The 14,258-nt window shown below is 56.6% G+C and carries 10 protein-coding genes; 1 reads left to right on the top strand and 9 read right to left on the bottom strand.

Features of this window, described 5'->3' with window-relative positions; all coding sequences use genetic code 11:
• Window positions 1-150 precede the first annotated feature (150 nt).
• A complete protein-coding gene (locus BK660_RS09650) occupies window positions 151-534 on the top strand; it encodes a DUF6124 family protein (protein ID WP_123433126.1) in 384 nt (127 codons plus the stop codon).
• A gap of 67 nt (window positions 535-601) precedes the next feature.
• Here BK660_RS09650 and BK660_RS09655 read toward each other — a convergent pair whose 3' ends face one another.
• From BK660_RS09655 to tssM, 9 genes are all read right to left on the bottom strand, one after another.
• Window positions 602-1,711, bottom strand: coding sequence for a hypothetical protein (locus BK660_RS09655; RefSeq protein WP_259698494.1), 1,110 nt, complete (start codon window positions 1,709-1,711; stop codon window positions 602-604).
• 150 nt (window positions 1,712-1,861) lie between these two features.
• The gene (locus BK660_RS09660) at window positions 1,862-2,452 is read right to left on the bottom strand and encodes a lysozyme inhibitor LprI family protein (protein ID WP_123433127.1); all 591 of its coding nucleotides are present in this window, start codon (window positions 2,450-2,452) and stop codon (window positions 1,862-1,864) included.
• Between the two features lie 285 nt (window positions 2,453-2,737).
• Window positions 2,738-5,356, bottom strand: a complete 2,619-nt coding sequence (locus tag BK660_RS09665) for a T6SS phospholipase effector Tle1-like catalytic domain-containing protein (protein WP_123433128.1) — start codon at window positions 5,354-5,356, stop codon at window positions 2,738-2,740.
• On the bottom strand, window positions 5,341-5,961 hold the full coding sequence (locus BK660_RS09670) for a Tli1a family immunity protein (protein WP_259698495.1): 621 nt from the start codon (window positions 5,959-5,961) through the stop codon (window positions 5,341-5,343). The genes BK660_RS09665 and BK660_RS09670 overlap by 16 nt, the downstream gene beginning before the upstream one ends.
• 132 nt (window positions 5,962-6,093) lie before the next feature.
• Complete coding sequence (locus tag BK660_RS09675) at window positions 6,094-6,900, bottom strand: toxin Tle1 chaperone Tla1 (RefSeq protein ID WP_123433129.1); 807 nt, start codon at window positions 6,898-6,900, stop codon at window positions 6,094-6,096.
• Window positions 6,901-6,911: 11 nt separating this feature from the next.
• Window positions 6,912-8,978, bottom strand: a complete 2,067-nt coding sequence (locus BK660_RS09680) for a type VI secretion system Vgr family protein (RefSeq protein WP_123433130.1) — start codon at window positions 8,976-8,978, stop codon at window positions 6,912-6,914.
• Window positions 8,979-9,006: 28 nt separating this feature from the next.
• Window positions 9,007-10,008 carry a serine/threonine-protein kinase gene (locus tag BK660_RS09685; RefSeq protein ID WP_185045053.1) on the bottom strand — a complete coding sequence of 334 codons (1,002 nt, stop codon included), beginning with the start codon at window positions 10,006-10,008 and terminating at the stop codon, window positions 9,007-9,009.
• Window positions 10,005-10,733, bottom strand: coding sequence for a PP2C family protein-serine/threonine phosphatase (locus tag BK660_RS09690; RefSeq protein WP_123433131.1), 729 nt, complete (start codon window positions 10,731-10,733; stop codon window positions 10,005-10,007). Before BK660_RS09690 ends, BK660_RS09685 begins: the two co-directional genes overlap by 4 nt.
• Window positions 10,733-14,257 (bottom strand): type VI secretion system membrane subunit TssM, encoded by a 3,525-nt coding sequence (gene tssM / locus BK660_RS09695; protein WP_123433132.1) that lies wholly within the window; start codon window positions 14,255-14,257, stop codon window positions 10,733-10,735. Before tssM ends, BK660_RS09690 begins: the two co-directional genes overlap by 1 nt.
• Between the last annotated feature and the right edge of the window lies 1 nt (window position 14,258).

The raw sequence follows: 14,258 nt of genomic DNA on the forward strand, positions 1-14,258 counted from the left end.
TGGTTGGCATACATGCACCTCTTACTCATGTTATGCCCGAACACAAAATTTCTGACACCCCCAGTCGGTCTTGCACACCTATGCACAGCTGCCACCTCTTTCGAAGCAAGCGAAACGGTGTAAAGCTCCTTAATCTCGGTATTTACTCCTATGATCAAGCCAACACCAAATCCACCAGAACACGAAGACACATCCCCCTACGAATCCCTCGATTCGAAGAAACTCCACGAAGCCGCCGAACGCGCCCTCAACCACCATTTCGCCCCACCGCCCAGCGAAAAACCCAAGCAGCGCAAAGGCAACCTCTTCACCGTCTCCCCCGACATCGACACCGAAGCCCTCCTGGCCAACGCCTCGGAAGACCTGCTATCCATCAGCGCCATCGCCGCCAACCTGGCCGACGATGTCGAAGGCACGCCGCGCTCCGTAGCACTGGCGATCAGCAGAATGTCGGATGGGGTTCGGTTGTTGGTGGAGCGAGCGTTGGATCATATTGATACGCCGAATCCGGCGGTGCCTCGGACGAAGGTGTAACGAAACCGCGAATAGAAAAAGGGGACGTTGAGTCCCCTTTCTGCGTTCCTTTTCCAAGCTATCTTAACTAGCGAAAGTCTTCAGCACTTTTAGGCTGCGCTTCTATTCCTTGCCTTGCGGACCGACTTACGAAGGCATAGCTGCTCGCGCCACAGGACTGCCGGAATATAACCTTGTCATCCTTGAGAACTGTCAGATTACTCACGAAGGCTTGGTTAACGAGGTAGGTATAGGGCCCCTTTTTGAACTTGATGATGTCCAGGTTGACGCTACCTTCCGACGCATTCACCACGAAAAACTTGCCCTTGGGAGGTGCACTTTTCTGCGGGAAGAGCATTTCTATTTTTCCCGGAACGCCGTAACGGTACTGAACAGAACCGGCAGCGGGCTTGTTGTTTCCCTGCGCACAAACGGAAACCGTCTTTCCTCCCGTCAATGGACAACTGAAATAAATATCTTCGTCTGCGGAGCACAACGTTTCATTCGGCTCGTCATTCAAGGACGGACTCTTTACCGGAACTTGCTCTTGCAGTTGTGCGCCGGAGACACAATTGGTTAGACAAGCCAACTTCGAAAGATCCGGTTCCTCGCTTCCAACAAACAGGTAAGTCGCGAAACCATCACGGTTACGAGCGTTGTAAACGGGAACACTGACAGTCAACCCTTTGGTGGGCACGGTCACGCCAGAGTCCTGCCCAGAGACAACCAAACCCTCCGCATCACCGCATAACTCCTGCAAAGCGGCATCACTGAACGAATCAACTGAAGGTCGGGCAAACAGCTTGGCATCGGCGCGGCAGTCGTAGCCGTGCCAATACGGCCCCGTACTCGGATTGATATCTATCGAGAAAACATATGCGCCCTCAAGCGCTACTCTTCCACTGTCATAGTCAAAAACCACCCAGCGACGAGACTTCGCTTGGGAGAAATTCTCGTTTTCCAAAATGTACCGATCACCATCGCGATACAGCTCGAAAGAATTCATGGCCCCGACCGACTCTGCCGTGTCGGATAGCTTGTCACCGGAATCGGCATCCACCAGATAGTTGTTAGCATCCAACACCAATGCGCAATTGCTACCGGCTTGCGTGCAGGACTTGAGTGACGGGAACATCGGCTCTGCAACCGCAGGCAAAGAAACCAACAATAACGCCGCCAAGAAAAGTCTTTTCAACATACCTCCCTATTCATGAATACGGCCCTGACGGCACAAAAAATTGACCGTGAAAAAGTGACAACTTTATTTACCGATAGCCAACCTACCTTAAATAAAATTTCCCCACTTTTCTTTAAACAAGCCTGTCGAAGCTAGGCCTCTAATATTCAACTAGTAGATTGGCATCTGAAATCGCATTCTTGCCAAACATCTCTCATGGAGCTCTCCATATAATTTCTGGGTCATGGCGCAATTTTTTTCCGCATACTCTTTCCAAGACGTGCCAAAGTCTGCATCTCCGCCCACGAGCTCAATAGCCCTAGGATAATTCATCGCGGTAGCTTTCTCATTAACCACTGAGACCGCTTTATAAAAGCCATCTCCAATAACGCCAGTGCGGAGATACACGAGTTCACTCAACCGAAAACTCGTAAACTGTTTTATACAGGAAAGACTGTCTATAGGAGACTCTGCAGCTCCATCCCCCTCATCCTTGCAGTAGCCTTCTTTCAACTTAATCCAGCTTTTCTGAGCAGCTAGCAACTCAGGCCTTAACGATGGATCTAGTTCGGATGATAGTGCCTTATACTGCTCATTAAGCACCTTATCAACTTTGGCAAAAGCTGCCTGAGAACAGATAATAATGTCAGGATTCGTTAAATTCGCAGAATTACACTTAGTATCCGCCAACGCAAAACCCATTGAGACGGAGAAAATGGAGGCAGCAACAAACGTCTTATTAATTACTTCCAGCAACTGCATTTTAATGCCTCCTCAAAGTAGACCGCTTCTTTTTCACGCCTTGTCGCCACCCCAACTGTTTGAGAATCATTTTCCCAAAGCCTCTTCATACTTCGAAGACGCGAAAGGGAAAAGGGGACGGGAAAAGGGGACGGATTTATTTATTGGAGACCGCATCATCATAAATAAATCCGTCCCCTTTTCACCCGTCACCTTTTCACCCGTCCCCTTTTCACCCCTTTTCACCCGTAGCGCACGAAAAAATGGGCGGCTCATTTCAGAGTCGCCCTTTTTATCGTTTTGCAGTTACACGTTCTTTTCAGACGATTTCAAGTTACTGGCCTGATCGGCCACCAAGTCGAGCCAGCCACCGGGCTTGTCCTCATCGTTAGCCGCTTTGGCCACCATACTGGCCAAAGCACCAGCGTCCTTCTTGCGAGCAGCTTCCACTGCTTCAAGCGCCTGATGGGCTACCAGAATTTTCTGCAGCGCCGGGGTGTTAGCGGTGGCTGCAGTCAATGGCTTCAGCGGTGGCAAGGCTGCGACTTTGGCCACCATATCGCCCGGAGTTTTAGTGAACGCTCGCAGAGCATCCAGATTGCTTGCTACTGGAAGCGCAATGCCAGTAAGCGGGTCGAAAGCGCTGATTTCCGGCAGACCTACTTTTCCACTCAGAACAGGACGAGCCAAGGATGGCAAGAACAGGCCTAGCAACATACGCGGATCTTTTTTCTTGATACTGAGCCCGACGCTCGCCAGGGCAATACCAAGTCCGATCACTCGCCCGGCGCTAACCAGAAGGGACAATTGCTTGTTCGATTCGTTATCGAAATGGACCAGTCGAATGCGGAAATAGTCAGTAAAGGGTTCACGTGGGCCAATGGCAGAAAAGTTCATGAACCAGGCTCGAGAGTCATGAACCTGTTCATCGAACAACGCCACGAGGTCCTCTTCTCCCTGCCTAGGCTTATTAGGCGCACTGAACATCTTGTTGTAGCGCTTGGTTCCCTCTGTATGAAGGTATGCATATTCCTCGGCTTCGTCTTCCTCGTTGATCAGGTAGACCGTGCCGCCCAGCAACATATCGGCGACGCCACCAATGGTAAGGCCATCGTCTACCATGCCCCATTCTTGTCGGTAGTCATGACGAAACTCAGCCGCCGCTCCACTCAGTTGTCTATGGTCCAAAGGTGGTTCGAATACCTTCTCCCCGCGCATCTTGTCGACTTTTTCCTGCCCACCAACAATTTGTATATTCAGTTGATGCTCTTTCTCTTGAGCTTCAGTGTAAACCGGCTTAGGGAGCCCCTCGGAAGCGGCGGTTACATCGGCATTGTTACGTTTTTCGATGGCCTGCCAAGCATCTATTTTGGCTTTAGGCATATCCGGAGCAGCATTTTTAAAGAACGATTGTTTTTCTACACCGCCGGCATATCGATCAATTCGCCAAGCAGTAATGAGAGCGTGCTCACGCTTCATCATTTCTTCTAATGGCCCACTTTGGCCCTGTGCTTGCCAGGCATTGAAGCGTTTAATGAGAGTTTCAGAGACTGAAAATTCAAGTTCAAGATCCGCACTCATTGCTCTCCATTGGTCGTGAACCTCTTTTTGCACCGCTGGCTCCGGCACCAATAATGGCGCACCTGCCATGAATGCCTCCGCATACATGTGCTGTAAAGAAATTTGCGACAACACATGATCGGAGCCGGCTGTGGCCTTACCCTGATCGTTCGGAGAATACCCCCCACCTACATCCGAGTGAACGCCTGGGTATATGTATTCGGCCGTTCCTTGCCGATAACCTGATGCTTTACTTTTGTCACGGTTACCATCAGGCGATTTGGGGCGCCGTCGGATAGAATCCAGTGGAAAACTTGCTCGCTGTTCATGGCCAGAAACAAGATGAACACAACGTTTTAGAAAAGAACAGTCTTCGGGCAACGCCGTGTTCTGGCAAATGGATGCAGCCTCATCAGGTAATCGCATGGTCCCATCAGCCCAGTCCATATGCCCTGCCGCAAATGGAGCACTGTCGGCAAGACCAACCGCCGCAACGGTATCAAATACACCTAGAAAGTTTACGGAAATCGGCAGTCCGGCGAAGCGATACTCAACTTCGCCACTCGCCCCTTTACAGCGAACCAGTGCCTGTAACCAATTAACGAAAGTCCTAGCTTCTGCGGCTCCTCGAGAGAACCCATAAACATAAAGTCGCATGGCTAATATGTTCGGCTTTTCATCAGCGTCGAGCTTCTGTTTTAGCTTACCCTCCAACTTTTCTATTTCCGGACGCAACGTTGCTTCGCGCATTTTTTCTCCATTCTGGAGTATTCCTGCACTAAGAACGTTGCCAAACCAGTTAGTGGCCATGGCCTTTAACATCGTTTTCGCTTCAACGATATCTAACCTTTCTTCTCCTAAATTTCGTTTTAATGCATCAAGCAGCCTCGTCAGAGCCCAATTAATACGGTTTTCGCCCCCGCTAGCTCCAACAAGGCCATTTTGATCTGGAGTGTATTCGTCGACATCAGGAAAAACTGTCCCGACACCGGGACAATAATATTTTAGAAATCCCTCACTCTGCGTATCAGGGTTTGCCCCCAAACTTGCGTGAAAAAGCCGAGCGATATTGCTTCGAGAATTGGGCGTTGACGAGCCGTCTGCTTGATCGTTGTTATTGGTGCCATCAAAAGCCAATGTGATATGTAATGTTTTACAGCAAGGCACCCCGCTATTTGCCTGCCCCTTAGTTTGAGCAAGCTTGCGTTGATTATTACCAAATACTCTTTCGTCTTTTTTCTGCTGTTGTATGTTCTTCGACAACTGTCCCGGATCATTTGGCAACCGACGCGTAAGAGGAAAGCTTGGGGCAATTAGTGCTCCCTCCGGCGGAGGAGCACCATCTGCCATCAATGATTCGAACATGAGGTCGGCTCCTTAGCTTGAAAGTACGCTCTATCTGGATAATTTGGATTGCCGGGTGTGAAGCAAGTCGTGGATACTTTTACCTGGTCGCAGGGAAGAAAGTGAACCTGTAACGCACATAGTTTTTCGGCGTACTTGGGAATCTCAACCGTAGCTGTATGGTGAGAGTAACCAGAGGAGTGACGAACTGCAGCCTCTTTAACAATTTGCCCATACTGATCACGTTTGAGGGATTGGTATGGCTTTGGATCTTTGTCCCACTCGATAATCGCTCTAATTCCAGGATTCCACTGAACGGGTAGTGCGCCACAGCAAACTTCACCTCCACCTTGATTTGCTGGAATCCGTGGACCACCGGCACCGTTAATACTAAATCTTATAATTTCTGCGGACGTATGGTTATAACCAGTAACCGGTGCAGACACCATTTCCGGACCAGCGTTGCACGCGCTTACGCAAAGCATTCCGACTGATAGGATTAATAATTTTCCAGGCCTATTAGAGTTAATATTTTTCCGATCTAAATACTGCCTTCCTACAAACAGCTCTACCATCAACGTCGCGCAGCAGCGAACTGACTTAATAACACCTGTTAATACTGACATACCTTCGGTTCCTCCATGTTCATCGGGCAATTAATAAAACACCCGGAGATCCGGGTTTAATCCACTCACGAACCAGCCAGGAAAACATCACCTTCCCTGAAAATCCCGTCGGGCTACGAGCACTCACCCCCATCAAATCAACGCCTTCGGCGGCTCATCAATCACAAACGGCGAGTTCTCCACCAACCACTGTTCAATAAACGGCTCCCGCTCCTCCGGCTCTTTCAATCCTTTCTGATTCGCCGCCAATTGGCTTCTATACAAATGACGAATAAGGCTCTCATTACGGCTCAAGCCATAGTTCTGCGGCACGGCGCAGCGATCAACCCGGTAAGCATCAGCCTCTGTCCAGGCAAGCAGGTTGGCCACTTGCGGGTGGTCGAACATGACCGGGCCGCTGGCCGGTTTCGGTGCGTGGCGCACGTAGTTGCCGGGCAGGCTTTGTGGGTGTTGGTCGCGGTCGAGCCAGTGCCAGGAAATCACGGCGGCGTGGAAGGCGTTGCTTTGCGCAGGGGTCAGGGTTTCGGCGACCGGCAGCAGCATGCGCGGATCGTAGTAACGCAAAACGCCTTCGGAGCGACCCTGATTCCATTGCGCCTGGAGGAAGCCTCGCAGATGATCGGCCAGCGCTTCGAATGCCCAAGGGCTGAACAGGGCGACGACGTGTTTGTTGCAGTCGACGGCGCTGATGAAGGTTTTCAGCCAGGGCCGTAGGGCGTTGTCTACGCGTAGTAGCAACGGGCCGAAATCGGCGATGGCGACTTCCGGGGTGTTTTCGAACAGCTTGGCCAGTTTGACCGCTTCGGGTTGCTCCACCAGTTCTTGCAGCAGCGGGTAGTCGAGGCTGGTGGCGTCGATCAGCAGGTCGAGGTGCTGGTGTTGCAGTTGCTGGGCGTTGACCCATAACTCGTCGAGCCAGTGCACGTTGCTTGTGTACATAAAGTCGTCCTTTATCTCGCGGCCAGAGCTTGGGCGTTACGTTTGGCCCGGGCCAGACATTCCTTGCAGACTGGCGGTGGCGGCATCGGCGCATTGCCGAGCGCCTGTGGCGGCACCGCGCCAGCGATGTCTGAATCCGCAGCGCCCGGCAGACGCGGAGGCTTGATGCCAATCCCCGTGCCATTCCCCGCCGAACCACCCGCATTAATCTTCACCACCGGCCCAACAACCGTCACCCCTCCGGCATCCAGCTTGATAAAGCTCCCGCCCCCCAAAATGGTGAGTTCGCTGCCAGCCTCGATAACAATCTTCGCCCCAGCCTTCAGATGAATCTCTTTCCCAACACTCGTCAGCTGCGCAGTCCCGAGCTTCACATGCTGGTTCTGCCCAATCGTCAGGTGATCATCCAGCCGCGTTTCGACCTTGCGATCCGCAATCGTGGTGCGATGTTCTTCAGCCTTGAGTTCGGTGTAGGTGTTCTTCACCACCGTGTCGTGGCGCTCATTGCCGACGCGAATCTTCTGATCATGCTCAATGTTTTCATCCCAATCCCGCTGGGCATGAATAAAGATCTGCTCGGCACCTTTCTTGTCTTCAATTCGCAGTTCATTAAACCCACCGCCCCCCGGTGAGCTGAGGGTTTTGAATACAGTGCGGGTTTTGTTGGCCGGCAATTCGTAGGGAACCTGGTTTTCCTTGTGATACAGGCAGCCGGTCACCAGCGGTTGGTCGGGGTCGCCTTCGAGGAAGGTGACGAGCACTTCCATGCCGATGCGCGGGATGACGATGGCGCCGTAGCGGTCGCCGGCCCAGCTGGAGGAGACGCGCATCCAGCAGCTGGTTTTGTCATCCGCCAGGCCTTCGCGGTCCCAGTGGAATTGCACTTTGATGCGGCCGTATTGGTCGCAGTGGATTTCTTCGCCTTTGGGGCCGGTGACCATGGCGGTCTGGCTGCCGAGGACGCGGGGTTTGGGGTGTTCCAGCGCGGGGCGGTAGAAGACGTTCCACGGGGTGGCGAGGAAGCGGTTGCGGTAGCCCTGGTGGAAGTCGTCTTTGTTGTCGGTGGTGTCGCTGGTCACCGATTCTTCGAGGACTTGCGGCTGTTTGCCTTCGTGGACGATTTCGGTGAGCAGCCAGAGGTCGTTCCACTCGGTGCGCGGGTGGTCGGACATTTCCAGGAAGTGCCCGCTGATGAGCCGGGTCTGGTCGCCGTGGCCTTCGGCTTGCTGGTAGTCGGCGCGGTGGCGTTCGAGGGCGCGCTGGCTGAGGAATTTGCCGCGCGCGCGGTCGAGGAAGCGGCCGGGGTAGTCGTAGTCTTCGAGGTCGGGCTCGGTGCTTTCGCCGTCGGGTTTGTACGCCGCTTCGAGTTGCAGGCGTGGTTTTTCGAAGTCGTAGTCGCGGCGGGTGGTGCGGCTGGTGCGGGTTTCGAGGCGCAGTTTGAAGCCTTTGATGACGGGCTCGTCGGCGACCATGCCGCTGCCTTGCACGTAGGCCGTTGGCTGCCCGAGTTTCGGGAATACGGTCTGGTCGTCGCCGAATACTAAAAAATGACCTTTGGAACTGTGCTGGAAGTGGTAGTGAATGCCTTCTTCTTCGCACAGGCGCTGCACAAAGTGCAGGTCAGTTTCGTCGTACTGCACGCAGTAGTCGCGGTCCGGGCACGGTTGGCTGAGCTGGAAGCGGTAGCCGTTGCCCTTGATGCCGTGTTCTTCGAGGATCAGCGCGATGATTTTCGGCGCGGACATCTGCTGGTAGATGCGCTGGTTGGTGCGGTGATGCAGGTATTGCAGGTGCGGCACCAGGGAGATTTTGTAGCGGGTCAGGCGTTTGCCGGCATCGCCTTGGGCGACGCGGTAGATCTGCCCGTGGATGCCGGAACCCTGCGGATCGAACGCGAGGAACGCTTGCTTGTGCAGCAGCTGTTCCAGGTCCAGATCGGGGTTTTCACTGACCAGTTCGAGGTCGAAGCGATACGGCTGGCTAATGCCTTCGGTGCCGGTGAACGACAGCACTTGCAGGTCACCCACGTAATCTTCAACAGTCAGGCTGAAGTGGGTTTCGTTAGCTGAGTTGAACATTGCTTGCTCCCTGTTCGGTGGTCATCCGTTACGCCCGAATTCGCAGGCGTTGCAGCAAAGACGAAGTGGCGCCCAGGGCGTCACGCAATTGGGCGGCGGTGATGGTGCGCTTGGCCGCATCGAAAGCCAGCGCCGTTCGCAGGGCTGGCCAGCAGTGTTTGGGCAGGTTTCGCGGCGGGTGCAGCTCGCGTTCGAGCTGGCCGTCACGGGCCTCGGTCGAGGGCAAGCGACGGAACGGGTGATTGCCGCCGGCCAGTTCGTAGAGCACGCAGGCTACGCCGTAGACGTCGGCGCTGGCGGTCAGCGGTTGGCCTTCGAGCAGTTCCGGGGCGGCGTAGCCGGGGGTCCAGGCGTTGAAGCGGTCGCGACTCAGGTGCGGCAGGCCGGGGAGGATGCCTTCCACGGCTTGGCCGAGGCCGAAGTCAAACAAGCGCACGCCTTCTTCGCTGAGCATCACGTTGCTCGGTTTCATGTCGCCGTGCAGCACGCCGCGCGTGTGGGCATAGGCCAGCGCATCGAGCAGCGGCAGCGCGATGTCGCGCAGTTCTTTCCACGGCAGGCCCAGGGGCCGCTCGCAGAGTAATTTGTCCAGGGTCAGCCCACGCATGAGTTCCATGGTGATGAAGGCGCGCTGGCAGTCAGTGTCCACTTCAAAACTGTGCAAACGCAGCACGTTGTCGTGGCGCAGGCGTCGGGTCAGGGCGAACTCGCTGTAGAGCAAGGCGCTGGCGTCCGGCGATTCGGCAAATTCTTCGCTGAGGATTTTCAGCGCGATGTAAGGGTCGGGATCGCCGAACTGTTCGCTCAGCAAATCCCGTGCGCGGTAGACCGCCCCCATGCCACCGGCACCGAGCAGGCGCTCGATGCGGTAACGGCCTGCGAGTACGTCCGGCATTTCGCCGATGCTGGCCTTGGTCGGCGCCAGCGCGGGCTCAGCTTTATTCGGCTTGGCGAACGCGAAATAAGTCAGGTTGCTGACCTCTTCGTCGCTCACCAGCAGGTCGTCGAGCGGCGGCATGAGTTGGGTCATTGGCGGATCACCACGGCAGTCAGGTTGTCCCGTGCCGAGCCACGCAGAGCGCCGTCGAACAGACGCTCCAGCGCAACGTGCGGCGCGGTCAGGCTCAGGGCGTTGCCCAAGGCATCGCTGCTCAACCCGTTGTACAAACCATCGCTGCACAACAGAAACGCATCGCCGGGATAAACTTCGAGTTCGAGCACGTCCAGGGTCAACTGCTCGGCCGCCCCGACCGCACGGGTCAGGGCATGGGCGGCAGGGTGAGCCTTGGCGTCTTCGATACTCATGTTTTGCTCGTCGATGAGTTGCTGTTGCAGCGAATGGTCCTTGGACAGTTGATACAAACGCTGGCCGCGCCACAGGTAGCAACGGCTGTCACCGGCCCAGATGCAGGCCGCCCGATTGCCGTCCACCAGCAGCGCCACCACGGTGCTGCCCATGATGCTGTCGTGGCGCCCGGCAGTGACGGTCAACTCCTGACCCAAGCGGCGGTTCAACCAGTGCAGGCACTGGCGGATGCCTTTGAGGCGTTCGTCGAAATCATCCTGAACCGGCAATTCCGCCAGGCTGGCGACGATCAACTGGCTGGCGATGTCGCCACCCTGATGACCGCCCATGCCGTCCGCGACCACCCACAGCCCCTGCTGTGGACAGTCGAGGAAGGCATCTTCGTTGCGCGCCCGAACCTTGCCGGCGTCGGTACGCGCCGCGCTGCGCCAGGGACTGGCAACCAGCATCAGAGCTGCACCGGCATACGGAAGGTGCGCAGCACGCCCATGTCGAACGGGTTTGGTGTGCGCTGGCTGCTGAGCAGGTAATTGGCGCGCAGGCCGCCTACGTCAGCTTTCAATACCAGCACATCGCGACCGCTCAGGTACTCGGTCTGCATCAGGTCGAACAGACGGAACAGCGACCATGGGCCGGTGTTCTTTTCGATGCCGATCGGGCGCCCGGCCATTTTGTCGAGGACCAGACTGGTGCGACCGTCTTCAGCGTCGGTCGGCCATTTGAACGACACCGGCACGATCGGGCCGTGGCGGTATTCGATGGTCTTGTCGCCAAACTTGAACTCGGAACGGCTGACGGCCGGGTCGAGGGTGTACGGCTCCAGTTTGAACTGCACTTGCGGCTCGGCCGGGTTGATCGAGAAGAAGCTCTGGCGAATCACTTGTGCCGCCGCCATTTGGTCGAGGTAAACCTTGGAAATCGGCAGGCTGTGACCGTCGATGACACGCAGACGGAAGTTACCCGGATCGCCACTCACGAACGGACGCATGTAGGTATCGAAGAAGCGGTCGTTGATGCCCTGCGCCTTGAAGAACTCGCGGAAGTCGCTGATCGCCACGTCGCTGGTGCTGTGGGCGCTGAACGGATAACGCTTATTGATCGCCTTGCCATAGAAGCTGTACAGCTCGCTCTGATAGCGCTGGTTCAGGTACTGGTAGGAATCGTTGAGCACCAGGCGCCAGGTGTCTTCGGCCAGCACGTTGAACCACACGCTGACCGGACGCGGCAGACGATTAGAAGCATTGCGCAGCGCGCTCAGCGCATCACGCTGGCCGCTCATGCGGGTCTTGGCCATTTCAAACGCGGCCTGCTCCGGGGAACTGGCACGCGCCAGGCTCGCCAGTTGCATTTGCAGGTCGTTGAGCGCCGTCAGGGCCGGGGTCAAATCAGCGGCCGGGCCGTTGTTGTCATCCAGCAAACGGTGCAGCGGTTCGAAGCGACGTTGCAGGGATTTCTTCGCGGTGTCGGGCAGGTTCTTGGTCATGTCCGCAGCTTTATCCGCCGCGGCTGCCGCGAGTTTGCCGAGCTTGCCTCCCTTCTCTGCCAGTTTCCCGGCTGCATCAGCCGCGTCTTCAGCATTGTCGGCGGCTGCCGGGAAGCGCGTGTTCTCGCGCACTTCCACCAGCAGTTGCAGTACTGGCGAGTTGGCCGAAGTCAGGCCCGCCAGTTGCTCGGCGCCCTCGCCCGCATCGTTGATCGGTGGCAGGGCGACCTGGCCGACCGCTTCGCTCCAGAAGTTGGCGTAGTCGCGGAAGTACAGTTGCTCCAGTTCGACCATCAGGCGACGCAAGTCCATGCCGCTGATGCCCGAGCCTTCGCCCAGCACCCAGTTGTCACGCAGGATGTCGGTGACCAGTGCACTGCCCTGGACCGAGAAATACTGCTGATAACCCTGTTGCGTGTAGAAGCCCGGGATCACGTAGTCAGTGCCGACAAACAGCGAACCTTGCGGGCCGAGGTGTTGGCTGAGACGGTATTCCGGCAGATTGCGAGCCTGCTCGCGCAGCATCCGGTAAACCACGTTGGCCAGCGACTCGCTGCGCAATACCTGACGCGCCTGAGCCACCAGCTGATCGTTGAGCGGGTAGATAAAAGGCTGCTGCAGCAAACGTTCGAAGTGGGTGTTCAGACCGTTCTGCACGGCGGTGTTGCCGGCGTAACGCTGGGACCATTCAGTGGCGACCCAATCCTTGAGCCACGGGCCGTCGCGACGGTCTTTCATGTTCAGCATCAGGTACGCGCGCAGGCTGTTGAGCAGGCGTTCGCGATCGTGCATGTTGGCGCGGATCTGCCCTTCCAGCAGCGTCGCGACCTTCGGCAGCAGTTGCGCTTCGAGCTCGCGCTCGTAGGCGTTCTTGACCACTGGATTGACGTCTTCGCCTTGGTACAGGCCGCCACGCTCGTGGTAACTCACGTCGCCTTTTTTCGGGAACACCTGAGTCGCCGCGTAAGCCGTGTCGAGCGGCTTGAGCACCGCCATGGAATCATCACGCGCGGTCAGGGCCGAGCGCTGTTGCGTCCAGTTAGTGGCGAGGTTACGCAGGTTTTCCAGACGCTCGTAGTTGGCGGAGAAACCGCCCGCCCACAGCATGCCGAACAGTGCCAATGCCGCCAAAGCACCCACATACAGGGCACGTTGGCCCCAATGGATGCGACTGCGTTCGCGCTTGTCCAGACCGGCCAGATCGGCCTCGGGGAAAATCACCCGGCTGAGCAAGTGGTGAATGAACCGTGAGCGGCCGCTGCGCAAGGTCGGCAGCACGCCGGCGTTCATGCCCAGATTGGCGCCGATGCCGGCGGTGGTCTGGTCCATTTCCTGGGTCAGGTGCGGTGCGCTGGTCAGGTAGAAACCGCGCAACTGACTGACACGCTGGTAGCGGTTGCCGGTGAACGCCATGTCGACGAACAGGCACAGGCGCTCGCCGATCTGCCCCAGTTGATGCGGGAAATCGAGGATGCGGCCACGGCGCTGGGTGTCGCGCTCCTGGTGCATGCGCATGATCACCTGGCTGTTGAGGCGACGCAGCAGCTCTTCGAACTCGGTGCGCAGCACGGTCACGTCGGTGCCGCTCTGCTCTTTGCGGAAGCTGGTGCCGAGTACCTGATCGCTTTCTTCGCGGGTCAGTTGATCGAAGAACTCGTCGAAGCCGAGCAGCTTGTCGGCCTTGCTCAGTACCAGGTAAACCGGCACGTCGACGTGGAGCTTTTGATGCACGTCCTGCAAGCGCGCACGCACCTGGCGGGCCAGGGTCTCGAGGTCTTTCTCGTCGGGGCACAGCAGGGTTTCCACCGGAATGGTCACCAGCACACCGTTCAATGGACGGTTACGGCGACGCTTGCGCAGCAGGTCGAGCAAGGTGCTCCAGGCGCTGCCGTCGACTTCGGCATCAGACTGGGTCAGGTAGCGTCCGGCGGTGTCGATCAGCACACCGTGGTCGGCGAAGTACCAGTCGCAATGACGGGTGCCTTGGGTGTCGCGGGTGAGTTTGCGGTCGATCTTGTTGATCGGAAACTCAAGGCCCGAGAAGTCCAGCAGGCTGGTCTTGCCGCTGCCCTGTGGGCCGATCAGCAAATACCACGGCAAATCACTGCGCCAGCGCTCGCTGCGACCGCGATACAGGCTCGACGTCTTGAGGGTTTTCAGGGCGTCCTTGAAACGCACCTTCAACTCTTTCTCTTCTTCGTCGATCAGCTCTTCACGGCGGATGCGATCCTGGCCGTCTTCGGTGTCTTCGATGGCTTTTTTACGCACACCGGCGCGCCAGCTGACGAAGACCATGGTCAGGCCCCAGATCAGGAACAGCACGCTGATGGTCAGCAAGCGGGAGGTCGAACCTTCCCAGAACTTGTAGTCATCCACCGCCAGCAGCGGCCCGACGAACCACACCAGCAGCGCAACAAACAGCACCACCAGCAAGGTCCAGACCCAGGTCTTGCGCAAGAATGCGCCGACTTTCTTGAAAAACTTTTTCATG

The organism is Pseudomonas brassicacearum, assembly GCF_003732265.1.
GTDB classification, from domain to species: Bacteria; Pseudomonadota; Gammaproteobacteria; order Pseudomonadales; family Pseudomonadaceae; genus Aquipseudomonas; species Aquipseudomonas brassicacearum_D.

Bases quoted from the DNA above. Each gene is read 5' to 3' on its own strand.
- BK660_RS09650 (WP_123433126.1), top strand. From the start codon at position 151: ATGATCAAGCCAACACCAAATCCACCAGAACACGAAGACACATCCCCC.
- BK660_RS09680 (WP_123433130.1), bottom strand. From the start codon at position 8,978: ATGTTCAACTCAGCTAACGAAACCCACTTCAGCCTGACTGTTGAAGAT.
- BK660_RS09675 (WP_123433129.1), bottom strand. From the start codon at position 6,900: ATGTACACAAGCAACGTGCACTGGCTCGACGAGTTATGGGTCAACGCC.
- BK660_RS09665 (WP_123433128.1), bottom strand. From the start codon at position 5,356: ATGTTCGAATCATTGATGGCAGATGGTGCTCCTCCGCCGGAGGGAGCA.
- BK660_RS09655 (WP_259698494.1), bottom strand. From the start codon at position 1,711: ATGTTGAAAAGACTTTTCTTGGCGGCGTTATTGTTGGTTTCTTTGCCT.
- BK660_RS09670 (WP_259698495.1), bottom strand. From the start codon at position 5,961: ATGTCAGTATTAACAGGTGTTATTAAGTCAGTTCGCTGCTGCGCGACG.
- BK660_RS09660 (WP_123433127.1), bottom strand. From the start codon at position 2,452: ATGCAGTTGCTGGAAGTAATTAATAAGACGTTTGTTGCTGCCTCCATT.
- BK660_RS09690 (WP_123433131.1), bottom strand. From the start codon at position 10,733: ATGCTGGTTGCCAGTCCCTGGCGCAGCGCGGCGCGTACCGACGCCGGC.
- tssM (WP_123433132.1), bottom strand. From the start codon at position 14,257: ATGAAAAAGTTTTTCAAGAAAGTCGGCGCATTCTTGCGCAAGACCTGG.
- BK660_RS09685 (WP_185045053.1), bottom strand. From the start codon at position 10,008: ATGACCCAACTCATGCCGCCGCTCGACGACCTGCTGGTGAGCGACGAA.